Source organism: Caulobacter sp. SRI_008, assembly GCF_057586355.1.
The window spans coordinates 145,394-168,479 of sequence record NZ_JBYCZS010000013.1 but is presented as its reverse complement, the minus strand read 5'-3'; the positions used below and the strand labels follow the sequence as shown (position 1 = coordinate 168,479).

Genomic DNA, 23,086 nt, shown 5'->3' with positions numbered 1-23,086 from the left:
TGGCCGCGCCCTCGTCCTCGGACGGCGCCGAGCGCTGCGGAGACGTCGGCAGCACGCCGCGCGGGTCGGGCTGGCGCGTCTTGATCTGTGGCGGATCAGGAGCCGCCGCGGCGGCGGGACTGGCCTTGGCTTCCGGTCCCGGCGCTCGCTCGTCCTTGGGCTTGGGCGGCGCGATCGGGGCGACGGCGAATTCGACCGCGATCGCCTCGATCGGCGCGGCGGGCGGCAGTTCGGTCGGCGAGGTCAGGCGGATGTAGGCGCCGAGCGCCAGGGCGACATGCAGCGCCACCGCCCCCGCGAGCGCCGCCGACCACCGCCGCCTGCCGCCGGCGATCGTGGATCCGTCATAGGGGATCTCCAGCACGGCCGGAGACGGGAGCACCGACTGCAGCATCAGAACACCCGCTCCAGCTTCAGGCTGGCCGCGACCTTCTCATAGGAGAACAGCCAGTCGATGCTGCTGGCGGTCCTGGCGTACTGCAGGGTCAGGCTGGGCGTCAGGCCGGCCCGCGCCAGGCCCGGCGCGCGGAGGATGGCGGTGATGCTCTGCTCGTCGTCGCGGCGACGCACCTCAAGGGCCTCGTTGATGGCGTCCCAGCGTTTGCGGCGAGCCGAGGCGAACAGGCTGCCGTTAAGGCCCTTCCTCGTCGGGCTGGCCGCGCCGAGGCGCAGGCCGACCTGACCGTAGGCGTTGGTCGGCAGGTCGGCGTCCTTGTCGGCAAGGTCGGCCCCGCCGAACACGGTCCAGCCTCCCGGCAGTCCGCGCCAGGCGGTGAGGAACACCGAGACCAACCGGCCGTCCAGCGGCGCGAAGTCGGTCTGGCGATAGCGCATGTCCTTGTAGTCGGCCTCCAGCTTGACCAGCGTCCGGGCGCCCAGCGCTCGGGTCGCCTCGGCGTGAACGCCGGGCGCGTCGTAGAGGCGCCTAGGGCCGAAGGTCGAGACATCGAAGGACGGCGCGATCCCGAAGGCGTAGCGGGCGGTGCGATAGTCGAACCCGACCTGGCCGACCAGGGTGGCCTGATTGTAGCGCGGCTCCTCCGGATAGAACTCACCGTAGGAGATCGCCCGCAGCGAAAGGCCCGCCGAACCGCGCAGCGGCAGGCGACGGGTCAGGGTCCCCTCGAAATTGGCCGTCGCCGCGCCCAGGGCCTGCGGCGTCTTGCGATCGAAGAAGCAGATCCCCTCCGGGCCAGGGATCAGGCAGGCATAGCTGCCCGAGGCCTGGTTGATGTTGCTGTTGTAGCCGGGGCCCAGGGCCAGCGAGCCGCGCCAGGCCCGGCGCTGATCGAGGGCGGTGACAAAGCCTTCGACCGTCCGTCGCACGCCGGCCGCGCGCGGATCGCCCGGCGGCAGGTCGGCCAGGATCGCCTGGAACGCCGAGCGCGCCTCGCGGTCGCGCTGGTTCTCGAACAATACCCGCGCCAGTTCGACCCTGCCCGGCATGAAGTCCGGCTGCTTGGAGAGCAGATCTCGGAAAGCCCGCTCGGCGGCGCGCAGGTCGCCGTCCTGCCGCGCCAACATGCCCTGAGCGTAGAGGGCCAGCATCGGATCGTGGTCCGGCAGAGCCAGATAGGCCTTCAGGAACCGGCGCGCGTCGGCCCACTGGCGACGCCCGACCGACAGGTAGAGCGCCTTGCCGACGTCGTCGGCGCCGGGCCCGACCGTATAGGCCTGACCGTCGATGACCAGCACCGAGGGCGAGGCGTCCTCCAGCGTCTTGGCTTCGCGCTCGGCGGCCTTGCGGGCCAGATCCTGGTCGAGACGCAGGCGGATGTCGTCATCGACCTGGGCTAGGGCGGCGCCAGCCAGCGCCAGAACGGCGAAAGCCGCGCAGCCGGCGGCGACGCGGATGGAAAGATGCCTTGCGGACCTGCGGATCATGCGAATGCCTTCGAGCGCGCTTGGGACGGGGACCGAAGTCCCCGCCCCGCGCGACGGTTACGCGCCTTAGTTCTTCGTGCCGCCGAAGGCGGTGTCGTACTGGCTGTTGCCGCCGAAGGTGACCAGGCCGGCGAGCGCCGCGGCGCTGGCGCCGAAGAACTGGCCGCTGACCGAGCCGCCCGAGGCCAGGGTGGAGGTCCCTTGCGTGGCCGTGGCGTCGGCCGTGGTGCTGGCGATGTTGACGCCCGAGATGCCCACCGAGCCGATATCGACCGTGTAGCCGGTCGAGGCGCTGGTGACGCTGCCGCTCAGCGTGCCCGTCCCGAAGTTGGCGCTGAACGTACCGGCCAGGATGCCGTTGCTGCTGTAGCCGCTGATGCCCTTCACCGCATAGGTGGCCGTGCCGGTGGTCGGGACGGTCGTGCCGGTGTTGTCGCCCACGTAGTAGACGGTGTGGGTGCCGTCAGCGACGTCGGCCGTGTCGGACCATTCGCCGAAATAGAGGTCGGCGTTGCTGACCTTGGCGAAGTTGAACACGCCCATGCCATTGTGGCTGCCCGGCGCGGTCGAGGGGTTGTTGATGGTGGTCACGCCGTTGACCGGCGGCACCGAGGCCTGCAGGCCGGCGAAGTCGACATAGCTGCTCAGGCCGATGGCCGCCACGGCCACGCCCGGCTTGCCCGAGGTGTGCGGACCGGCATTGATCGTGCTGGCGCCAACGCGCAGCTGGCTGGTGTCGGTCGACTGGCCCACGATGGCGGCCTGGGCGACGCCGGCCAGGGCGACGGCGGCGATTGGGGCCAGGATCAGCGCCTTGAAGGTCGAACGGGACATCTCGTCTTCTCCGATGCTTGGTTGATGGTCTCGTTGGTGAGACCGGGGCATCCAGCGGCCGCCGCCGCGCCGGTGGGGATCCCGACGCGCCGAAGACCGTGAATTGGGGGGATCAGTAGCGGGCGGTCATGCTGAGCTTCAGCGTGCGCCCGGGGGCCGGCTGGGCCGTGCGGGTCAGCGGGTCGGTGTAGTAGCGGTCGTTGAGGTTCGTGCCGGTCAGCTCGAAGCGGATCTTCTCGTTGAGCTTGAAGTTGGCGTAGGCGTCGATGGTGACGATCTCGCCCCACAGGTAGGGCGTGTTCAGGCCCCAGCCGTCGACGCGGGTGGCCCGCGCGCCGCCGATGAAACGATCAAGCTCGGGATTGTCGTAGGCGCTGTAGTAGACGCCCCTCACCCCCACCTCGAGACGACGCTGCAGGAAGCGGGCGCCGAGGTTGAGATTGACCGTGTCGGTCGGCGTCGCCTGGGTCAGCAGATAGCCGCCGACGAAGCCGTAGTTGACGCAGTCGGGCACGATGCCGGTGCTCGTGGCCTTCATGATCGCCGCTTCGGGATCGCAGACCTTGTTCTTGATCATGTGCGAGGCGCCGAGGTCGGCGAAGAACCGGCCGTTGTCGTAGCGGGCCTGCAGCTCGATCCCCTCGATCAGCTGCTTGTCGATATTGGTCAGCAGCAGCTGCGAGCCGCGCTCGATGACGTTGCGGGTGTCGCTTCGGAACCAGGTCAGCTTGAAGTCGGCGCGCTGGCCGTCGGGCAGGTCGAGCAGGGCCGAGAGGTCATGCACATAGGCCGCCTCCCAGGTGCGGGCGTGTTCGGGCTTCAGCGGGCGGGTCGGGTCGGTCGAGGCCGAGAAGCCGATCGTGCTCTCGAACATGCTGGGGAAACGGTAGGCCTCGGCGTAGCGGACATAGGCCCGCGCATTGGGCGTGAAGTTGAAGGTCGCCGAGACCACCGGGGTCAGGCCGTCGCCGCGCTTGGTCTCGGCGGTCAGGTTGACCGCTTCCTGGTTGCGCGAGGCCACGCAGTAGCCCGTGGCGTTGGCGACGCTGGTCAGGAAGCCGTTGACGCAAGGGTTGGTGGCGCGGGTGTAGCGACCCTCGCTGTCGGGCAGCCAGGCGATGGTGTTGTTGACCGTGCGGCCGTTGACCAGGGTGCGATACAGCACCGAGCCGTCGGTGAAGACGTAGTTGGTGAACACCACGCCCTTGCCGATCTGCTCGGCCAGGAAGTCGTCGACCGCCCAGAAGTGCGAGTAACGCAGGCCGGCCGACAGGGTGATCTCGCTGACCGGCCGCCACTCGACCCGGGCGTGGAGATTGTACTCCTCGCGGCGGCCGGCGCGGGGGTACTGCCGCCAGCCGTCGAACGTGCCGGCCCAGACGTCGGGCGAGGTCAGCTTCTCGTGCTGCCAGTCGCCGGCCAGGACGAGGTCGAGGCTCTGGGTCAGCCGCGTCTTGTTGCTGAGGCTCAGGCCGTAGCGGTCGTTCTTGGCGTTGGCCAGTGCGGTGTTCTTAAGGATCGGGCTGGCCGCGCTCTGCGCCCAGTTGGGAAAGCCGCCGGCCGAATAGGTGTGGCTGTTGGTGCGGGTCAGCCAGAGCGTGCTCTTCAGGTCGATCCACCGGCCGCCGGGCTTGTAGCGGTAGTCGAGATTGTAGGCCGTGGCGTGGACCTCGCTGAGCGGCCACTGCACCTTGCCCATGCCGTTCTCGCCGGACGAGACGATGCGCGAGGGCATGATCTCGCCATAGGTCGAGACGCTGTCGCGCACCCCGAACTCCAGGGTCTGGTCGTCGCTGATCTTCCAGGCCAGCTTGCCCAGCCACGAGCTCATCTCGCTGGAGGTGTTGGGCACCTCGTTGCCGGGCTCGTAGTTGAAGGCCAGGCGCTTGATCAGGTCCTGCGGGCCTGACGGCGTGGGCAGGTTGGTCTGGCTGTAATAGCCGGGCACGGTCTCGCCGGCGTAGTAGTTGCCGCGCTCGCGCCAGGCGTAGGCGACCAGCCATTCGACGTCGTCGGTGCGGCCGGCCACGGCCATGCGAGCGGCGCGATCACCCAGCGACACGAGGTCGTTGTCGTCCGAGGTTCTGGGCGTCACCCGCAGGGAGGGATCGGCGTACGGGCTGCTAGGATAGCCGGCGGTTCCGGTCGAGCCGGGAAACCCGGGCACGTCGCGATAATCCTGGCCGGTCAGCGGGGTCGGCAGGCGCGGCTTGACCGAGTTGCCGCCGCCCTCGATGCGCACCTCGGCGCCGTAGCGCTCGCCCTCGCGCAGGATATCGCTCGGCGACAGGGTGCTGATGACAACCGCCCCGCCCGTCGAGGTGTGGACGCCAGCCGTCAGGGACGGGCCTTTCAGCACCTGCACGCCGCCGATCAGGCTGGGGTCGATGTAGCTGCGGTTGTTGGCGCCGTTGTAGCCGCGCCAGACGGTCAGGGCCTGCTCGCCGCCGTCGATGATCACCGGAACGCGGCCAGGCCCTTCGATACCGCGGACGCTGGGATCGAGCGCCCCACTGTTGCGGGCGTCGCCGCTGAAGACGTTGACCATGCCCTTGAGCACGTCGGCGGGACTGACGCCCTTGTAGCGCTCGACCACCGCCCGGCCGGCATAGGCGGACGAGCCGTCGAGGTCGTAGATTCCGTCATAGCCGAGGGCGTCGCGGGCGCTCAGCGTCTCGCCTTGCCCTACGGCGCCTTCGACCTGCAGGGCGTCGGTGACGACAGCGCTCTTGGACGCGCCCTGGACGGTCGGCGCCGCGTCCAGGGTGACGACGCCGGGTCTCGCCTCGCGCCAGGCGACGCCGCTGCCGGCCAGCAGGCGCGACAGGATCTCGCCCTGGCTGAAGCGGCCGCGCACGGCGGGCGAGCGGCGGCCATACGGCGCTTCGACGGCGTAGACGATCTGCACCTTGGTCTGCAGCGAGAACTGGGCCAGCGCCTGGGGCAGCGGCTGGGCCGGAATGTCCACCTCGTAGACAGCGGCTTCCTGGGCCGCGGCGGGAAGCGCGGCCAAGGCCAGAGGACTGACCGAGGCCAGGGCGAGGCACAACGACAGTCGGCGCAAGCGAGGGAACAGGCCGGGGCGGAAAACAGGCGTCGTCATGTCGTGGGCGGATCTCGTCTGGCGGCCGCCCATTGTTGCGAGCGACACTCAATTGCATCTCAATGTTGATGAGACGAAACCGGGCCGCGAGATCCCCTAGCGTCCGCGCGCACTTTTTTGCGGAACGCCGAAACCGTTTCAGTAGAGCAGGACGAAATCGCCCAGTCGGGCCGTGCGCAGGCCCAGCGACGCCGCCAGGGCGTCGATGGCGTCGTCCGGTTCGGCGACATCGAAGACGCCCGACACCGGCTTGGCCGCCAGAGCTTGGCCACGCACAAACACCTTGCCCCGGCGATACCTGCCGATCTCGTTGACCACCTCGGACAGCGGGCGGTGATAAACGATCAGACGACCCTGCCGCCAAGCGTCGACCGCCGCTGGATCTTCCAAGGCCAGAGCCTGAGGCGCGGCGCCGTCGAGCCAGGCCCCCTGCCCGGCCCGCACCACGGCCGCGCCGCCGCCGCGCGCCGGCTGAACCCGCACGGCTCCGCGCAGCACGCTGACCCGAGCCTTGTCGCCGTTCAGCCGCACGTCGAAGGCCGTGCCCAGCACCCGGGCGCTGCCAGCCCGGCTCTCGACCACGAACGGCCGGGTCGGATCATGGACGACGTCGAAGAAGGCCTCGCCTTTCACCAGCCGCACCCTGCGCCCCTCCGGACCATAACGGACGTCGAGCACCGCGCCGGTGTTCAGGGTCACCGCGCTGCCGTCGGCGAGCACATGGCGGCGCACCTCGCCGATCGGCGCGGTCAGATGATCGGGGTTCGGCGGCGCGATCGTCCTGACGGCCACGCCGCTTGCGACGGCCAGCACCAGGCAGGCGACGATCGCCGTGGTGACCGACCAGGTGCGGCGGCGCGGACCCGCCGGCGCAGATCCCGATAGCCGACGGCGCGGCGAACTCGCGGGCGGCGTGGCGGCGAGCGCCATCAGGCCCAGGATCCGATCGGCCTCGTCCATGGCTTCGGCGCGGCCCGGACCGTCCGCCAGCCAGGCGGCGTGCTCGGCTCGCCCGGCCTCGCCCGCGCCGTCGCGCAACCGCAGCGTCCAGTGCGCCGCCGCGTCGAACAGCGCCTCGTCCTCGCCTTCGCCCCCGCCTTTGACCGTGTCGTTCATGTGGACTTTCGGGTCCTCCCGATCACAGGACGAACCGGCGAGCGCCCTTCCCCTAGTCTCGTGCTCATGCATCGCCGCGGGCTTCCTTCAGGCGACGCCGGCAGTGGCTCATGGCCTTGGCCAGATGGTTCTCGACCGTGCGCGGCGAGATCCCCAGGCGGTCGCCCACCTGCTGCATGGTCAGGTCCTGGCCGCGATAGAGCAGGATCACCTGGCGGCACTTGTCGGGCAGTTCGGCGATGGCGGCCTGGACGATGGCGATCTCCTGGCGGCCCGCCACCACCTGGAAGGCTGACGGAGCCTCGCTGCGGGCGTCCGCCGGCAGGTCGCCGGGCGTGACGCGGCGAGCCTGGGCCGAGGCCTGCCGCTGCCGGTCGACGACGAGGTTGGCGATGATCCGGCGCAGATAGCTGAGCGGATTGCGCACCGCGCGGCCGTCGAAGTCCGGCGAACGAACGAGGTAGAAGAGCTTGAGCCAGGCGTCCTGCATGACGTCGTCGGCCAGGCTGGCCGACCGCGTCTTGCGAAGGGCGAAGCGCCGAAGCTCGTCGTAGTGGACTTCCAGCAGCCCCGGCAGGTCAGGCGTCGTTCCCCGCTCGCCCGTCAGCATGGCCCCACGCACCCGAAATCAATGAGAATGATTCTCAGAAACTTTCGACGGTTTAGCGGGGGCCGCGCAGCACGTCAAAGGCCATCGTTCCCCGTAGGGCGAGCAACGCGGGCGCCCGCGCCGAAAGCCCGCCTCGCTACGGATTCCCATCAAGCCAATTCCGGTATTGGTCGATAGCGCCTTTGGCTTAGACCCCGACATGGCGGCTCACTACCGTCACCCTCAAGAAACGGCCTCCCGGCGTGCGGGACCAGGCCGTCGCTCGGAGAGGATTTCATGAGCCAGATGTCGCCGACGGACGTGGCCCGCCAGCTCGGCGGCGGCCTGCTGTCGTTTCCCGTCACGCATTTCGACGACCAGCACCGGTTCCTGGAAGCGCCCTATCGCGAGCACTGCGCCTGGATGCTGGACCACGAGCTGGCCGGCCTGTTCGCCGCCGGCGGCACGGGCGAGTTCTTCTCGCTGCGTCCGGACGAGGTGGGCCAGGTGGTGCGCGCGGCGGTCGCCGAGACCGCCGGCAAGATCCCGGTCATCGCCGGCTGCGGCTACGGCACGGCGATCGCCGTCGACCTGGCGCGCGATGCGCAGGCGGCCGGCGCGGACGGCCTGCTGCTGCTGCCGCCCTATCTGACCAACGCCACGCAGGACGGCCTGGCCGCCCACATCGAGGCGGTCTGCAAGGCCACGGACCTGGGCGTCATCGTCTATAACCGCGACAACGCCATCATCAATGAGGACACCCTCGAGAAGTTGTGCGACCGCAACCCCAACCTCGTCGGCTTCAAGGACGGGGTCGGCGACCTGGAGCTGATGATGCGGGTCTACGCCCGGATGGGCGACCGCCTGACCTATATCGGCGGCCTGCCGACGGCCGAGACCTTCGCCCTGCCCTATCTGGAGATGGGGGTGACGACCTACTCCTCGGCCATCTTCAACTTCCTGCCGGACTGGGCACTGGCCTTCTACAAGGCCGTGCGCGCCCGCGACCGCGAGACGGTGATGACCGGCCTGCGCGACTTCGTCCTGCCCTACATCGCCCTGCGCAATCGCGGGAAGGGCTACGCGGTCTCGATCGTCAAGGCGGGCATGAAGGCCGTCGGCCGCGACGCCGGTCCGGTGCGCCAGCCCCTGACCGACCTGACCGACGCTGAGTTAGCCGAGCTCGAAGCCCTGATCGCCCGCGTCCGGGGCTAGGTCCTGAACGCGCTCACTCCGCTCCGGCCGCCGGCCCTTCTTCCCGGGAAGAAGGCGCTGGCGATCGGCCCCAACGAACGTCTAGCCTCGCGACTCCAGGGTGTTGTCGACGGGCGCTTTCCGATGTTCGAACTGAGCCAGCTTCGCTGCTTCGTCGCTACCGCCGAAGAGCTGCATTTCGGTCGCGCCGCCCAGCGGCTGAACATGACCCAGCCGCCGCTGAGCCGGCAGGTGCAACTGCTGGAGCGGATCCTCGGCGTCACCCTGCTGGACCGCACCAGCCGCTCGGTGCGGCTGACCCCGGCCGGGCGCGCCTTCCTGCTGGAGGCGCGCCGCATCCTGCGCCTGGCCGAGAGCGCGGCCCTGGCCACGCGCCGCATCGCCAGCGGCGACGCCGGCCAGATCGCCATCGGCTTCACAGCGGTCTCCGGCTACAGCTTCCTGCCGCGCCTGGTGATCCTGTCCAACGCCCGCCTGCCCAACGCCGACCTGACCCTGCGCGAGATGGTTACCCGCGAGCAGGTCGAGGCCCTGCTGACCGGCCGCATCGACATCGGCCTGGTGCGCCCGCCGATGGACCGCGCCGAGTTCGCCACCGCCCGGGTGCTCAGTGAACCGCTGGTCGCCGCCCTCCCCAACGGCGACCCCCGCCTTGCCAAGGCCGGCCTGACCCTGGCCGACTTCGACGCCGGCCCGCTGATCATGTATTCGCCCGAAGGCGCGGGCTATTTCTACAACATGCTGACCACCCTGTTCGACGCGCACGGCGTGGCCCCGAACTATGTGCAGCACGTCACCCAGATCCACTCGATGCTGGCCCTGGTCCATGCGGGCCTGGGGGCGGCGATCGTGCCGGAGTCGGCCATGAGCCTGCACTTCGACGACGTGCAGTTCCGCCCCGTCGAGACCACGCCCGACCGGCCGGTCGAGCTCTACATGGCCTGGCGCAAGGACAACGAGAGCCCGATCCTGCAGACCTTCATCGACCTCTGCCTAGCCGAGGCCTCGCCGGCGGAGACGGGCGAGCGCTGAGGCGCCGTCCCTCCCGTCGCGGGCGCACGGCCCAACGACAAAAGACGGGAGAAAATACCCATGACCCTCGACCGCCGCGCCGTGCTGGGCGCAGCCGCCGCGCTTGCCGCCCCATTGGCTGCGCCCCTGGCCGCTCCCCTGAAGGTCAACGCCGCCGGCCGCGCGGCGCCGGTGGCGGCGACCACAGCTGGGCGGGTGCGGGGCGTCGAGGTCGATGGGATCAAGGTGTTCAAGGGCGTGCGCTACGGCGCCGACACCGCGCCGCGCCGCTTCCAGCCGGCGCTGGCCGCCCAGCCCTGGAAGGGGATCGCCGACGCCCTGGCCTACGGTCCGGCCTCGCCGCAGTTGAAGGCGGACGAGCCGACCTCGGAGGACTGCCTGTTCCTCAATGTCTGGACGCCGGGGCTGGCCGACGGCCGCAAGCGGCCGGTGATGGTCTATGTCCACGGCGGCGCCCACGCCAACGGTTCCGGCTCCAGCCCGCTCTATGACGGGACCTGGCTGGCCAGGACCTATGACGTCGTCGTGGTCACGGTGAATCATCGCCTCAACGCCTTCGGCTACGCCTACCTCGCGCGCTTGGGAGGGACCGAATTGGCCGACAGCGGCAATGTCGGCAACCTCGACCTGATCCTGGCCCTGCAATGGGTGCGCGACAACATAGCCGCCTTCGGCGGAGACCCTGGCGCCGTCATGATGTTCGGCCAGTCGGGCGGCGGGGCCAAGTGCGTCACCCTGATGGCCATGCCGAAGGCGGCGGGCCTCTACCACAAGGTCGCGACCATGAGCGGCCAGCACGTCACCGCCATGGGGCCGATCCACGCCACGATCAGGGCCCGGGCCTTCATGGAGAAGCTGGGCCTCAAACCGGACGAAATCGACAAGCTCAAGACCCTGCCCGCCGGCCAGTTGGTCGAGGCGCTGAAGATGCGCGATCCGTTGGAGCGCAAGGGATCGATCGTCTTCTGGTCGGTGCTGGATCACGGCGTCCTGCCGCGCCATCCGTTCTATCCGGACGCGCCGCGCGAGAGCAGCCACATCCCGATGATCATCGGCAACACCCACGACGAGACCAAGGCCTTCCTCGGCGGCGATCCCAAGAACTTCGCCCTGACCTGGGACGAACTGCCGGGCAAGCTGGAGAACGAGCTGGTGCTCGACATGTCGCCCGAATACTTGGTCGGCCGCTATCGGGCGCTCTATCCGGCCGCCAGCTCCTCGGACCTGTTCTTCGCCATCACCACGGCCGGACGCTCGTGGCCGGGGCACCTGATCCAGGCCGAGCAGCGGGCCAGGATCGGCGCGCCGGCCTGGATGTACCAGCTGGACTTCGGCGCCCAGACCGACCCGAAGATGGGCGCCTATCACAGCTACGACATCGCGCTGGTCTTCGGCACGCTGGATGCGCGGGGTTCGATGACGGGCACGGGGCCCGCGGCGATCAAGGTCCGCGACCAGATGAGCGCCGCCTTCGCCGCCTTCGCGCGGACGGGCGATCCCAACTGCGCGGCGATCCCGGCCTGGGCGCCCTACACCCTGCCCAAACGGGCGACCCTGGTGGTCAACGAGACCTCGGCGATGGTCGACGATCCTCGCCGCGAAGAGCGGGAGATCTTCGCCGTCGCGCCGTTCATGAAGGAAGGGACGTAAGGCCCCTCCTTCGGGCGGGGCTCAGGCCTTGCGGTCCCACGGAAAGCTCAGCGTCGGCGGGTTCACGTGCCGCCGCATCTTCAGGGTCAGGCGCGCCCCGGCGCCCGGCGCCAGGCGCAGCGTGAAGGCCGAGGCCTCGACCGGCGCGGCGGAGGTCTCGCCGACCGCGGCGCTGACGATCTGGTGCTCGCCATAGGCGCCGCCCTGCACGGTGACGCGGCGGCCGGAGACCTGGTTCAGGTTCACCAGGGTGACCACCGTCTCGTCGTCGGTCAGTTTCTCCACCAGGGCCGCGACGTCCTCGGGAACGCCGGCCCGGCGACGGTCGGGGTCGAAGTAGCGCAGGCGAACGTAGTGCAGCGCCCCGCCCTGGGCCGGCGAGGTCTTCGACCAGGGCGGCCGGGCGATGTGGATCCCGCCCTCCATCAGATGGATCAGGGCCGTGACGCTGGCCGGGTTGATGTCGAGCGTCGCGTCGGCCAGGCGGGTGTCGGGGGTGGACGTGTCGTCCCGCCGGGCCTGGGCGCGGGCCCGCACCCGTTCGAGGTCGGCGCGCAGGGTTTTGGCGGGATATGAAGGGTCCTTGCCGTCCAGCCAGTCGGGCCAGGGATGGGCCGCCGCGCGGGCGCGATCCGAGCCCTTCATCGACAGGTACCAGATCTCCAGCCCGTTCAACTGGTGCTCGCCGGGCGCGTAGGCGTACCAGCCCTTGGGGCCGTGCATGCGCGGGGTCGAGACCTTGCCGTCCACCACCTTCTTCTGGGCGTTGATGACGTCGGTCTGCCGCCGCCAGACGTCGAGATACTTGTCGTCGCCGGTCAACAGATAGGCGTTCATGAAACCGACGACGGCGCGGGGCGTGCGGTTGCGATCCTCTCGCTTGCCGGTCTGGGGCACGACGGGGCTGAAACCCCAGCCATAGACCCCGCTCCACCATTGGCCCTTCGGACCGCCAATCCTGCCGTCGAGGCCGACCTTGCTGGGGATGACGTCGCCATTGGCCCGCGCTCGCGCGATCCAGCCGTCGACATAGGTCAGGATCCAGTCGCGATACCGGGGCTCGTGATCGAGCATGTAGGCGTTCATCACCAGGCTGGTGGCCTGCAGGTTCAGCGGGCTGTCGCCGACCACGTCGCCATATTCGTCGTAGTGGCGCAGGGTCTCCTCGTAGGAGCGCTCGCCGTGCTCCATGTAGAAGTGCGTCACGTCGAAGGGATCGCCGGCCCAGTCGAGCGGCGTGGCCTGGCGTAGCATCGGACCCCGGCTGCCGGTGATCATGCTGCGGATGATGTTGAGCTTTGGGTCGTAGTTCGGCGTGGTTGGATCCTCGCCGGTATAGAAGCCCGAGAACCGCCTGGCCCGCTCGCGGAAGCGCGGATCGTTGGGCGCCGACAGCCCCAGCAGGTTGAACACCGACAGCCCCTCGGAAAGGTGCTGCCAGTCGCTCATGACCGGGAATTCCTTGTAGTACATGCCCTCGCGGGCGAACGGCACGTCCTTGGTCCTGGCCGCCGTGTACTGGCGGATATTGCCCTCGAAGGCCTTCTGGGCCAGCTCCAGCACGCGGTCGCCGGCGCCCAGGGCGTGTAGGGTCGGCCAGTCGTTGACGTTCTCGATGGCGTCGTCGGGGCCGTCATTGGCGCCCCAGCGCTCATAGGCGAGCAGGTAGCCGCGGTCGTCGAAATAGCGGGCGAAAAAGGCCTCGCAGGCCTCTTCGTTGGCCTTCAGCAGTTCGCGTTGCAGCAGGGCCCATTCGGGCGCGGCCATCGGCGTCGCGACCTCGAGCGCGGTCGGAGCGGCGGCGGCGCGAGCCGGGCCGGCGAAGGCAAGGGCCGAGGCGCCGGCCAGGACATGGCGTCGTGAAAGCATCGATCAGGCCGCCTTCAGTTGCAGGCGCTGGATCTTGCCGACGATCAGGAAGTAGGCCAGCACGGCGATCAGGCAGTGGGCGCCGACGAAAATCAAGGCGCCGTCGAACGAGCCCGTGGCCTGGACGATGTAGCCGATGACGATCGGGGTCACGATGCCGGCCGCATTACCGAAGGTGTTGAACACCCCGCCGGTGACGCCGGCCATCTCCTTGGGCGAGGTGTCCGACACCACCGCCCAGCCCAGCGACGCTACGCCCTTGCCGAAGAAGGCCGCGGCCATGATCACGATGACCAGCCACTCCTGCTCGACGTAGTTGCAGATGACGATGCAGGTGGCGAGGATCATCCCCAGCAGCAGCGGCGTCTTGCGGGCGATGTCGAGATTGCCGGTGCGCTTGAGCAGGTGGTCCGAGATCATCCCGCCCAGCAGCCCCCCTGCGAAGCCGCACAGGGCCGGCAGAGCGGCGGTGAACCCGGCCTGCAGGATCGACAGCCCCCGCGCCTTGACCAGGTAGATCGGAAACCAGGTGACGAAGAAGTAGGTCAGCACGTTGATGCAGTACTGGCCCACATAGACGCCCAGCAGCATGCGGCTGGTCAGCACCTGCTTGACGTTGGCCCAGGTGAAGGCCGCGCCGGCGCCCGCGGTCCTGTCCTCCATCCGCACCAGGCCGCCGCCAGCTTCGATGTAGTCGAACTCGGCCTTGTTGATCGTCGGGTGCTCGACTGGGCTGTGGATCAGCTTGACGAAGAAGAAGGCCGCGACGATGCCAACCGCGCCCATGACCAGGAACACCGAGCGCCAGCCGAAGCTGTGGGCCAGCCAGCCCATCAGCGGGGCGAACGCGACCAGCGAGAAGTACTGCGCCGAGTTGAAGATCGCCGAGGCCGTGCCGCGCTCGGAGCCCGGGAACCAGGCGGCGACGATGCGGGCGTTGGCCGGGAAGGACGGCGACTCCGCCAGCCCGACCAGGAAGCGCATGGCGAACAGAGCCGCCGCGGCCGCGAAGCCGGTGAAGATCCCGGCGAAACCCTGCAGCAGGGTGAAGAACGACCAGAGCACGAGGGCGGCGGTGTAGATCTTCTTCGAGCCGAACCGGTCCAGCAGCGCCCCGCCGGGGATCTGGCCCAGGACGTAGGCCCAGGCGAAGGCCGACATGATGTAGCCCATGGCCACGGCGTCGAGACCCAACTCCTTCGACGCCGACTGACCGGCGATCGAGAAGGTGGCGCGGTCGGCGTAGTTGATCGTCGTGATGATGAAGAGCGTCGCGATGATCAGCCAGCGCACGCGCGTGCGCCTGGTGGATTCGGTCATGGACGCTCTCCCTGGGTCGCCGATCTGTCGTCGGCATCGTTCAGGGAAGGCTAGAGGGCGTCGCGGCGCAGGTCTAAGTCAATTCGCCTATGGACCGATCCACGGGCGACATGGATCGAACCGCGGTACGCATCGAAACCCAAGGGAATCAACAGGCCGCCCGTGCGGGTCTCGCCGAGCGCCCTTGGGGAACCCCGCCGATCTGTGCCGAACGCGCATAGGTTCATACCCGATTGGGATTGGCCCTCTGCTCGAACCCGTCCCTATGGTTCAGCCAACGAAGGAGCGGTCCGCCGCTCCCCAAAGCGACCCGCGAAGACGGGCATCGGGAGGGACCATGACGTCCAACAGGAATCCGCGCCTTCGCGCCGTGCTCGGCGCCAGCGCTTCGGCCTTCACGCTGCTGGCCGCCGCTCAGGCCGCCGCCCAGGAAGCCCCCGCCCCGGCTCCGGCCCAGCCGGCCTCCGACGAGGTCGAGGCCATCGTCGTCACCGGCTTCCGCGCCAGCCTGCAGAGCGCCATCAATCTCAAGCGCAACGAAAGCGGCGTCGTCGACGCCATCAAGGCCGAGGACATCGCCCAGTTCCCCGACCTGAACCTGGCCGAGTCGCTGCAGCGCATCCCGGGCGTGTCGATCTCGCGCATCAACGGCGAGGGCCGCCAGATCACTGTGCGGGGCCTGGGCTCGGAATACACCCGAGTGCGCATCAACGGCATGGAGGCCATCTCCACCACCGGCGGCACGGCCAACAGCGGCGGCACCAACCGCGGTCGCGGCTTCGACTTCAACGTCTTCGCCTCGGACCTCTTCAACAGCATCGCCGTGCGCAAGACCGCCTCGGCCGACGTCGAGGAAGGCTCGCTGGGGGCCACGGTCGACCTGACCACGGCCCGCGCCTTCGACAGCCGCAAGCCCCAGCTCGTGCTGTCGGCCGGCGCCAGTTACAACGACCTGTCGGAGAAGACGACGCCCCGCGTCTCGGTCCTGGCCAGCAACACCTTCTTCGACGGCAAGGTCGGCGCCCTGATCTCGGTCGCCTACGAAGAGCGCCATCTGAAGGAAGAAGGCGCCAACATCACCCGCTGGGCCACCGGCGCCAGCAACGGCGGCTTCAACAGCGCCTCGACCGTGCCGGGCTATACCATCGCCCAGATCAACAGCGCCAACCTCTTCGCCCCGCGCATCCCGGCCTATGTCAGCTACGACATCGAGTCCAAGCGGCTCGGCGTGGCCGGCTCGCTGCAGTACAAACCGACCTCCGACACCCAGGTCACGCTCGACGCCCTCTACGCCTACCTGGCCGGCACGCGGAAGGAGGCCCAGCTTCAGGCGATCGGCCTGTCGCGGGCCAACACCGGCAAGCCGCAGACCATCATCCGCGACGGCGTCGTCGAGAACGGCAACCTCGTCTACGCCCGGATGGACAATGTCGATCTGCGCACCCAGTCGGCCTATGACGAGCTGAACACCGAGTTCAAGCAGTTCACCCTGTCGGCCACCCACGACTTCAACGAGCGCCTGCGGATCGGCGGCCTGGCCGGCTATTCGGACTCGACCTTCACCCAGCCGGTCTCGACCATCGTCACCTTCGACCGGGCCAACAGCCAGAACTACGTCTACGACTTCCGAAAGGGCCGGGCTCCGCAGATCCTGCTGGGCTTCGACCCGACCGACCCGACCAGCTGGGCCTCGACCAACGGCACCTCGGAAGTGCGCATCCGCCCGCAGTTCGTCGAGAACCAGTTCTCGACCGCCAAGGTCTATGGCGAGTGGGACCTCAACGACAATCTGCGCCTTAAGGCCGGCGTCGACTGGCGCAAGTTCGAATACGACAGCTACGGCCAGTACCGGACCAGCGAGACCGTGGTCCAGACCCTGACCCCGGCCCAGCTGGCCTCCGTGTCGAAGGTGTTCAGCGGTTTTGGCCGCAACATGGACCTGCCGGCCGGCAACTTCACCAGCTGGCTGGTGCCCGACATCGACAAGTACGCCGCCCTGCTGAACATCTACAGCAACAGCGGCATCTACGCCCTGACCGACACCAACAACAGCTCGGCCCGGGGCCAGTACGGCGCGGTCGAGGAGCAGGACACCGGCGCCTACGTCCAGGCCGAGTTCAAGTTCAACGCCTTTGGCCTGCCGTTCCGCGGCGACGCCGGCGTGCGGCGGGTGCACACCCAGCAGGAGTCGGCCGGCTATGCGGCGGTCAGCGGCGCGATCCAGCGCGTCGAGGTCAAGCGCGACTACGACCTGACCCTGCCTTCGTTCAACCTTGCCGCCGACGTCAGCGACACCATCGTGGCCCGCGTCAGCGCCGCCCAGACCATCGCCCGCCCGGGCATCGGCTCGCTGTCGCCCGGCGGCGACGTGGCCGTGCAGGGCGCCAACCGCACCTACAGCTCGGGCAACCCGTACCTGACCCCGACCAAGTCGGACAATCTGGACTTCTCGCTGGAATGGTACCCCTCGCAGGGGGCGATGCTGGCGGTGGGCCTGTTCTACAAGCGCATCGACACCTTCGTGGCCACCCTGCGTCGCGAGGCCGTCTACAACACCCTGGGCCTGCCGGACTCGCTGCTGACCGGCACCGGCGCGACCTCTTCGGAAGTGTTCCAGGTCACCCAGCCGGTGAACAGCGACGGCGGCGACCTGAAGGGCTTCGAGATCAATCTCCAGCAGCCCTTCACCTTCCTGCCCGGCTTCTGGCGGCACTTCGGCGTGGTGGCCAACTACACCTATGTCGACTCCCAGATCGAGTACCTGACCTCGACCACGCCCGGCGCCCCGACCGTCAACGCCACCCTGGTGGGCCTGTCGAAGAACGCCGCCAACCTGACCCTCTACTACGAGACCGAGAAGTGGAGCGTGCGCGGCTCGCTGGCCTATCGCGACGGCTACCTGACCCAGGTGCCCGGCAGCGACGGCAACACCGTCCAGGGCACCAACGAGACCCTCAATGTCGACCTCCAGGCCAGCTGGAACATCCGCGACAACCTCAAGCTCTCGCTCGAAGGCGTGAACCTGACCGACGAGTTCAACGACCAGTACGTCGGCGATAGCAACCGGCTGAACGTCTACACCCACAGCGGCCGCCAGTTCCTGGTGGGCCTGCGGTACAACTTCTAGGCGCGACCTACCTCCCCCGGCGCCTAGGCAGCCCGCGTCGCTCTCCTTCCAGGGCGGCGCGGGCTTTCTTTTCGGGAAAGAAGGCAGCGCCGCCCAAGAGCGACGGATCGTCAGGGTCGTGGTCAGAAGACCAGGCGCAAGCCGACCAGAGCCGCCTGGCGGCCGCCGTCGCCGAACTCACCCAGATAGTCGGCCGAAACCGCTAGGCTGGGCGAAACGTCGTAGCGGAAGCCGGCGCCGCCCGTGGCCAGGGTCTTGGCGCGCTCCAGGCCGGCGGCCGTCAGCGGGGTCTCCAGACCAGCCAGGGTGGCCGAGGCGGAGACCGTGTCGTCGCCGCCGCGCGTGCGCGCGCCGACCGAGGCGTGCGGGTGCAGGCGCTGGCCCGCGGCCTGGCCGCCGAGGACCTCCAGCTGGGCGTCGACGAACCAGGCCGAGGCCTTGTCGCTCTGGAGGGTCAGGGCGAAGGCGCCGCCGCCCTTTTCGACGAAGCCGTCCCGCGTTGTGCGGACATAGCTCGCGCCCAGGCGCGGGCGCACCCGCCAGTCGGCGTTCAGCTTGGCGCTGTAGGAGAGGGCCAGGTCGCCGACCCAGCTCTCCAGCTCGTAGCTGCCGGTGGCCGTGGCGCCGCCGGGGGCGGCGCGCTGGGTGTCGGCGTCGGCCGCGTCGCGCGCCGCCATCAGGTCCAGTTGGAAGCCGCCGAAGCGCGCTTGCCCCTGGGCGCCGACCACGAAGCTGTCGGTGGCGGTCCGCGCGTCGAGGTCGCCGATGCTCTGACGGCCGCTCAGATAGCCGACGAAGCCGCCGAGCCAAGCCGACTTCACGCCGTAGCCGACGCCCGCCAGGGCCCCGCTGCTGGTGATCTTGCCCGAGGCCACGCCGGCGGCGGCGTCGCCATCGAGCGTGCGCCGACCGCCGACCGCCTGGCCGAAACCGAACAGGCCGGGCGAATCCGGGGCGAACCGCGACTGGCTGCGCGAGGCGTCGACGATCGACAAGGCGTCCTCGGTAGCCAGTTGCAAGGCAGAAGCGTAGGGCTGGGGCGCGAGCCGGGCCAGGGCTCTTGGCGCGCTCTTGCCCGTCGTGGAGTCGATGAGCGCCGGCATGGCCGCGACCAGGTCCGCGCTCGCCGTGTCGGCGACGAAGGCGGCGTTCAGCGTGGCGATGGTGCTGGAGACCTGGGCCGAATAGGCAGTGTCGGTGCTGAACAGACCCACCGCCTGGAGGCGGGTCGCCGACTGGCGCAGGTGCAGGTCGCTTGCGCCGTCGACGGTCGAGAACGCGCCGCTGATGCCGCCGCTGGCGACGATCAGGTCGAGCGTACGGCCCGGCGTCAGCGACGCGCCGCCGACGAGCTTGAGGACCGCGCCCTGGGCGATTGTCAGTTTGCCGGAGACCATCAGTTTGTCGCTTAGGGTGGAGCTCAGCTCAAACAGGGCCGTGGAACCCGTCGCCAGCGACACATTACCGTTCACGGTCATCGTGCCGGGCGAGGCGCCGGGGCTGAGCGTGCCGGACACGATGATGTCGCCGGTCACGGTTCCCGCGGAGCCGAAGGTCGCGCCCTGGGCGACGGTGACGGCGCCCCGCAGCTGCGATCCGGCCAGGCCGATCAGGCGCCCGTTGCTGATCTGGATGGTGTCGAAGCCGTAGTCGCCGGAAAAGCTGACCACGCCCGATTGCAGGCTGAGGGTCTCGAAGCCGGTGAAGACCGCGCCGCCCAGGGCGATCGGCGTGGCGTCCGTGCCGCCCAGCGCCAGCTCCAGACGATCGGACCCCGTCCCGCCAACGGCCGAGCCGGTGAAGACGCCGCCGGTGGTCAGGCGCAGGGTGTCGTCGCCGTCGCCCAGATCGATATCGCCGGTGATCGAGCCGTAGTTTTCGATGAGGTCGTCGCCGCCGGCCAGGCTGATGTCGCCGATGATCACGCCGTCGTTGCGCACCGTGTCGGCGTTCCAGAACGTCGTGATAGCCTTGCCGGTGGTGCTGACGATCCGGCCGCCGGCCTGATTGTCGATCCTCACCGCCGAGCCGTAGGTCTGATGGATCACGTCGCTCGCCGTGCTCTGGATCAGACCGCTGTTGGTGATCGTGGTCGGCGTGTTCGAGGCGTTGTAGCCAGCGATGGCGATGGCGTAGCCGCCGGTCGAGATCGTTCCGCTGTTGGTGATCTCGAGTACGTTGCTCACGCCGACCGAGCTTCTGGCGCCCTGGCCCTGCTGCAGGACGCCGCTGTTGACGAACTCGGCGCTGTTGGCGACGCCGGTGACGCCATCCAGCGTGATCGCCCCGGAGTTCACGATCAGGTCGCCGCCCTGGATGACGGTCACCGCCGTGGCGTAGGGGGAGGCGTTGCTCGCGGCGCTGATGCTGCCGGCGTTCTCGAAGTCCACGCCGGGCCGCAGCGCTATGACGCTGTTGGTCGTCGGCGAGCTCGGCTGGATCTGGGTATAGGTGATGGCCCCGCGGCTGATGATCGAAAGATCGAAATCCGCGCCGCCATAAGGGGCCCAGTCGCCGTAGGTATGGATCGCCTCGTCCCAGTTGGTGGTGATGTCGGCGGTCAGGTCGACCGTGCCCTGGCCGATGATCTCGAGGGTGTTGGTCAGGGTCTTGGATGAGGTCAGCGTCGCCTTGGCGCCGTCGCGCATCTCGATCGCTACGACCTCGAAGGTCGCGGCCGGATCGAGGGAGGCGGTGGCGTCCTGGCCCACGCCCAGAACGAGGCGGTCGCGCCCGCCCCCGGCGTCGACCACGCCGCTGATCGAGGTGAACTTGCCGTCCCGCATCGTGGAGAGATCGGCGACGAAGGTGTCGTTGCCGCCGCCGAGCAGGAGGTTGCCGTTCAGCTTGCCGCCCGCGTCGATGTAGGTGACGACGCCGAAGGTGAACGAAGAGGGATCGCTGCGGAAATCGATGTCGCCATTGATCGTCCCGGCGTTGGTGATCTTCCCGCCCCCGAAGCTGAAGCGCGGCTTGATGGCTATCGCGCCGGTGATCACGCCTCCAGCGCTGTTCTCGATCACGCCATCGTAGGTGAGCGACACGCCCACGCCGTCGGTCGCCGTGATCGTGCCGCTGTTGACGAGGGTCCCGCTCGACAGCAGCACGCCCGCCGTCTTGCCTTCGATCGACCCGGTGTTGGTGAAGACGCCGTTGTAATAGTTGTAGACGCTGGCGCCGAAGGCGTTGGTCGATTTGAGCGCGCCGCTGTTGACGAAACCGCCGCTGGCGTTGAGCGCGACGCCGTAGGCCGTGATCGTGCCGCTGTTGCTGAAGCCGGCCACACCCGCGTCGTTGGAGACCAAGACCCCGTGGCCGTTGATCGAGGTGATCGAGCCGCTGTTGGAGAACGCCGACGCGCCGCCTGCGGCCACCGCGTACTGGTTCAACTCCGTATAGAGCGGATCCACCGACACCGGCGCGCCGTAGGTCGAGGTTATGGCGCCGCTGTTGGCGTAGCTGATGCTGGTTTCGCTGTTGTCGAAGAGCTGCAGGGCCTGGCCGTTCGAGGTCATGACGCCGGTCGTCTTCAGCGACCCGATCCCGCGGAAGGTCAGGCCGTCCGGCGCATCGCCGTTCAGCGTCACCGCGGCGTTCTGCCTGAGTTGCACCTGGAAAGTCTGGAAGTTGGTCGGCAGCACGACGCGGTCGAGCACGCCGTCGAGGACGGTGTCCGAGGCGAATTCCACCAGCAGCAGGTTCTGGCCGCCGCCGCCGTCGATCTGGCCGCTGACGCCGAGGATGCGTCCCGTTGCGACGTCGAGCCGGGCGATCAGGGTGTCGCTGACGGCGCCGAGCAGCAGGTCGCCGTTGATCGTTCCGCCGGCCAGATCCCAGGTGGAAACGCCGTAGCCTGAGCCGGTGCTGACGACCGAACCGGTGATCACCCCGCGATTGACGAAGGTGGTGACGTTTTCCAGCCGCACGGCGGTCGGGCCGGCGCTGGCGATTACGCCGCCGGCCGCGTTGGTGAAGGATTGGGTCGTGCCGCCGATGTCCAGGGCCAGGCCCGAGCCGAGATTGGAGATCCGGCCGCTGTTGACGAGGGTCAGGAACGCGCTGGTCGCGCTGACGGTCGCCGCCGTGCCGTTCGACAGCATCGCGCCGCTGTTGGTCAGGGTCTGCAGGGAGATGCCAGGGGGACCGGAAAGCGCGGCGAAGGCGCTCGCGGCGCCGCCGTCGATCGTGCCGGCGTTGTACAGGGCGTTCGCAGACGAGGAGATGCCGCCGATGAAGCCATTGGCCCGATTGTTGATGAAATAGAGTCCGGTGCGCTGGGCGTCCGTGGCGACGATGGCCGGCCCGGTGGTCGAGCGGATGACGCCGTCATTGTCCACCGAAGCGTACGAAAGCCCGGTGGTCGTGCCCGCCCGCGTGGCCAGCTTGATGGCCGTTTCGCCCTCGATGACGCCGGTGGCGGCGACGACGATGCTGAGCGTCGTGGCGTCGAGGCTGTAGTAGGGCTGCGGGTCGCTGAGGACCAGAACGCCTGCGGCCGATCCACCCTCGACGGCGCCCGCGACGTTGAGCGTCTGGGTGACGCCGTAATAGACGCTGGCGTCCGTCGTCGCCGTGAAGGCGGCGGCGTCCCCCGCGCCGGCGTTGAGCACGGCGCCTGCGGCGATGTTGGTGGTCTGCACGACGCCGATCGTCAGTCCGGCGTTCGTCGTGCCCGAGCAGGTGGTGGTTCCGCTGTAGACCGGGGTAAGGGGAAGACAGTCGGCCCAGGCGGCGCTTCCGACGCCGGCGGCCAAGGCGGCCAAGCTGCAACCGAGAAGACGCGAACGCATGGACCGGCAAGCCGGCCGCTTGGACCAAAGCATACAATTCCCCCGGGAACACTTTACTTTAGGTCGTGTAGCTTTGCCTCACGCGAGCGTCGAGCGCTTTTCGTTTCATCACCGCAAGATGAGTAATGACTGCCGAAATGAACGGACCAACGCCCCCCGTACGTCCATTGCACGCGACTTCTGGGCGATCAGCGACAAGGCGCGCGGAGCGGTTCAGGCCGGAAACGCAGAGCGACGCCGCATGCAACCGTCGCAAGGGCGCCACGGATTTTCGAAGGGAAAAGCGACGCCGATAGCTTTGGAGCAAGACGTTCTTGTCCGGATTTTCCCATCGCCTTTGGCATGGAAAGGGAAGCTATGGGAACGTGCGCGAACGTCCGGGAAAGCGAAAAACCGTGGCGCCCGTTGTCGGATGAAACTGATAACTACAAGTACGGCGTTGCACTCCAGAAGATCCCCAGGAGTGACAAAGGGCGTCTCCGTCCAAAAAAATCACAGTGGCGGCGTAAGCGGAAACTCCATGTCTCGGGGCCATTTGAGGGCGTGGCTGGTAGACC

The 23,086-nt window shown here is 68.7% G+C and carries 12 protein-coding genes and 1 pseudogene; 4 read left to right on the top strand and 9 right to left on the bottom strand.

Annotation, left to right across the window (positions count from 1 at the left end; genetic code table 11):
• From AC2YHT_RS13745 to AC2YHT_RS13720, 6 genes and pseudogenes are all read right to left on the bottom strand, one after another.
• Window positions 1-394, bottom strand: a pseudogene (locus AC2YHT_RS13745) (hypothetical protein); the annotation flags it as partial.
• Window positions 394-1,884 (bottom strand): surface lipoprotein assembly modifier, encoded by a 1,491-nt coding sequence (locus AC2YHT_RS13740; protein WP_487290355.1) that lies wholly within the window; start codon window positions 1,882-1,884, stop codon window positions 394-396. The gene AC2YHT_RS13740 and the pseudogene AC2YHT_RS13745, both read right to left, overlap by 1 nt.
• Before the next feature lie 66 nt (window positions 1,885-1,950).
• Entirely contained in the window at window positions 1,951-2,718 is a 768-nt protein-coding gene (locus tag AC2YHT_RS13735) for a Slam-dependent surface lipoprotein (protein WP_487290354.1), read from the bottom strand.
• Window positions 2,719-2,830: 112 nt separating this feature from the next.
• Window positions 2,831-5,821, bottom strand: a complete 2,991-nt coding sequence (locus tag AC2YHT_RS13730; protein ID WP_487290353.1) for a TonB-dependent receptor — start codon at window positions 5,819-5,821, stop codon at window positions 2,831-2,833.
• 138 nt (window positions 5,822-5,959) lie between these two features.
• On the bottom strand, window positions 5,960-6,937 hold the full coding sequence (locus AC2YHT_RS13725; protein WP_487290352.1) for a FecR family protein: 978 nt from the start codon (window positions 6,935-6,937) through the stop codon (window positions 5,960-5,962).
• A 64-nt stretch (window positions 6,938-7,001) separates the two neighbouring features.
• Window positions 7,002-7,547 (bottom strand): RNA polymerase sigma factor, encoded by a 546-nt coding sequence (locus AC2YHT_RS13720; RefSeq protein WP_487290351.1) that lies wholly within the window; start codon window positions 7,545-7,547, stop codon window positions 7,002-7,004.
• Window positions 7,548-7,823: 276 nt separating this feature from the next.
• Between AC2YHT_RS13720 and kdgD the strand changes: the two genes are divergently transcribed.
• From kdgD to AC2YHT_RS13705, 3 genes are all read left to right on the top strand, one after another.
• Complete coding sequence (kdgD, locus tag AC2YHT_RS13715) at window positions 7,824-8,741, top strand: 5-dehydro-4-deoxyglucarate dehydratase (RefSeq protein WP_487290350.1); 918 nt, start codon at window positions 7,824-7,826, stop codon at window positions 8,739-8,741.
• Window positions 8,742-8,864: 123 nt separating this feature from the next.
• Window positions 8,865-9,773: a LysR substrate-binding domain-containing protein gene (locus tag AC2YHT_RS13710; RefSeq protein WP_487290349.1), complete on the top strand. Its 909-nt coding sequence runs from the start codon at window positions 8,865-8,867 to the stop codon at window positions 9,771-9,773.
• 60 nt (window positions 9,774-9,833) lie between these two features.
• Window positions 9,834-11,423, top strand: coding sequence for a carboxylesterase/lipase family protein (locus AC2YHT_RS13705; RefSeq protein ID WP_487290348.1), 1,590 nt, complete (start codon window positions 9,834-9,836; stop codon window positions 11,421-11,423).
• A 21-nt stretch (window positions 11,424-11,444) separates the two neighbouring features.
• Here AC2YHT_RS13705 and AC2YHT_RS13700 read toward each other — a convergent pair whose 3' ends face one another.
• Together AC2YHT_RS13700 and AC2YHT_RS13695 are read right to left on the bottom strand one after the other, a co-directional pair.
• Complete coding sequence (locus AC2YHT_RS13700; RefSeq protein ID WP_487290347.1) at window positions 11,445-13,292, bottom strand: DUF8034 domain-containing protein; 1,848 nt, start codon at window positions 13,290-13,292, stop codon at window positions 11,445-11,447.
• Between the two features lie 3 nt (window positions 13,293-13,295).
• Window positions 13,296-14,612: an MFS transporter gene (locus tag AC2YHT_RS13695; protein WP_487290346.1), complete on the bottom strand. Its 1,317-nt coding sequence runs from the start codon at window positions 14,610-14,612 to the stop codon at window positions 13,296-13,298.
• A gap of 337 nt (window positions 14,613-14,949) precedes the next feature.
• Between AC2YHT_RS13695 and AC2YHT_RS13690 the strand changes: the two genes are divergently transcribed.
• Window positions 14,950-17,739 (top strand): TonB-dependent receptor, encoded by a 2,790-nt coding sequence (locus AC2YHT_RS13690; protein ID WP_487290345.1) that lies wholly within the window; start codon window positions 14,950-14,952, stop codon window positions 17,737-17,739.
• A 122-nt stretch (window positions 17,740-17,861) separates the two neighbouring features.
• Here the strand turns inward: AC2YHT_RS13690 and AC2YHT_RS13685 are convergent, their stop codons facing one another.
• Window positions 17,862-22,529, bottom strand: a complete 4,668-nt coding sequence (locus AC2YHT_RS13685) for an autotransporter domain-containing protein (protein WP_487290344.1) — start codon at window positions 22,527-22,529, stop codon at window positions 17,862-17,864.
• Window positions 22,530-23,086: the final 557 nt, after the last annotated feature.

Bases quoted from the DNA above. Each gene is read 5' to 3' on its own strand.
- AC2YHT_RS13740 (WP_487290355.1), bottom strand. From the start codon at position 1,884: ATGATCCGCAGGTCCGCAAGGCATCTTTCCATCCGCGTCGCCGCCGGC.
- AC2YHT_RS13735 (WP_487290354.1), bottom strand. From the start codon at position 2,718: ATGTCCCGTTCGACCTTCAAGGCGCTGATCCTGGCCCCAATCGCCGCC.
- AC2YHT_RS13730 (WP_487290353.1), bottom strand. From the start codon at position 5,821: ATGACGACGCCTGTTTTCCGCCCCGGCCTGTTCCCTCGCTTGCGCCGA.
- AC2YHT_RS13725 (WP_487290352.1), bottom strand. From the start codon at position 6,937: ATGAACGACACGGTCAAAGGCGGGGGCGAAGGCGAGGACGAGGCGCTG.
- AC2YHT_RS13720 (WP_487290351.1), bottom strand. From the start codon at position 7,547: ATGCTGACGGGCGAGCGGGGAACGACGCCTGACCTGCCGGGGCTGCTG.
- kdgD (WP_487290350.1), top strand. From the start codon at position 7,824: ATGAGCCAGATGTCGCCGACGGACGTGGCCCGCCAGCTCGGCGGCGGC.
- AC2YHT_RS13710 (WP_487290349.1), top strand. From the start codon at position 8,865: ATGTTCGAACTGAGCCAGCTTCGCTGCTTCGTCGCTACCGCCGAAGAG.
- AC2YHT_RS13705 (WP_487290348.1), top strand. From the start codon at position 9,834: ATGACCCTCGACCGCCGCGCCGTGCTGGGCGCAGCCGCCGCGCTTGCC.
- AC2YHT_RS13700 (WP_487290347.1), bottom strand. From the start codon at position 13,292: ATGCTTTCACGACGCCATGTCCTGGCCGGCGCCTCGGCCCTTGCCTTC.
- AC2YHT_RS13695 (WP_487290346.1), bottom strand. From the start codon at position 14,612: ATGACCGAATCCACCAGGCGCACGCGCGTGCGCTGGCTGATCATCGCG.
- AC2YHT_RS13690 (WP_487290345.1), top strand. From the start codon at position 14,950: ATGACGTCCAACAGGAATCCGCGCCTTCGCGCCGTGCTCGGCGCCAGC.
- AC2YHT_RS13685 (WP_487290344.1), bottom strand. From the start codon at position 22,529: ATGCGTTCGCGTCTTCTCGGTTGCAGCTTGGCCGCCTTGGCCGCCGGC.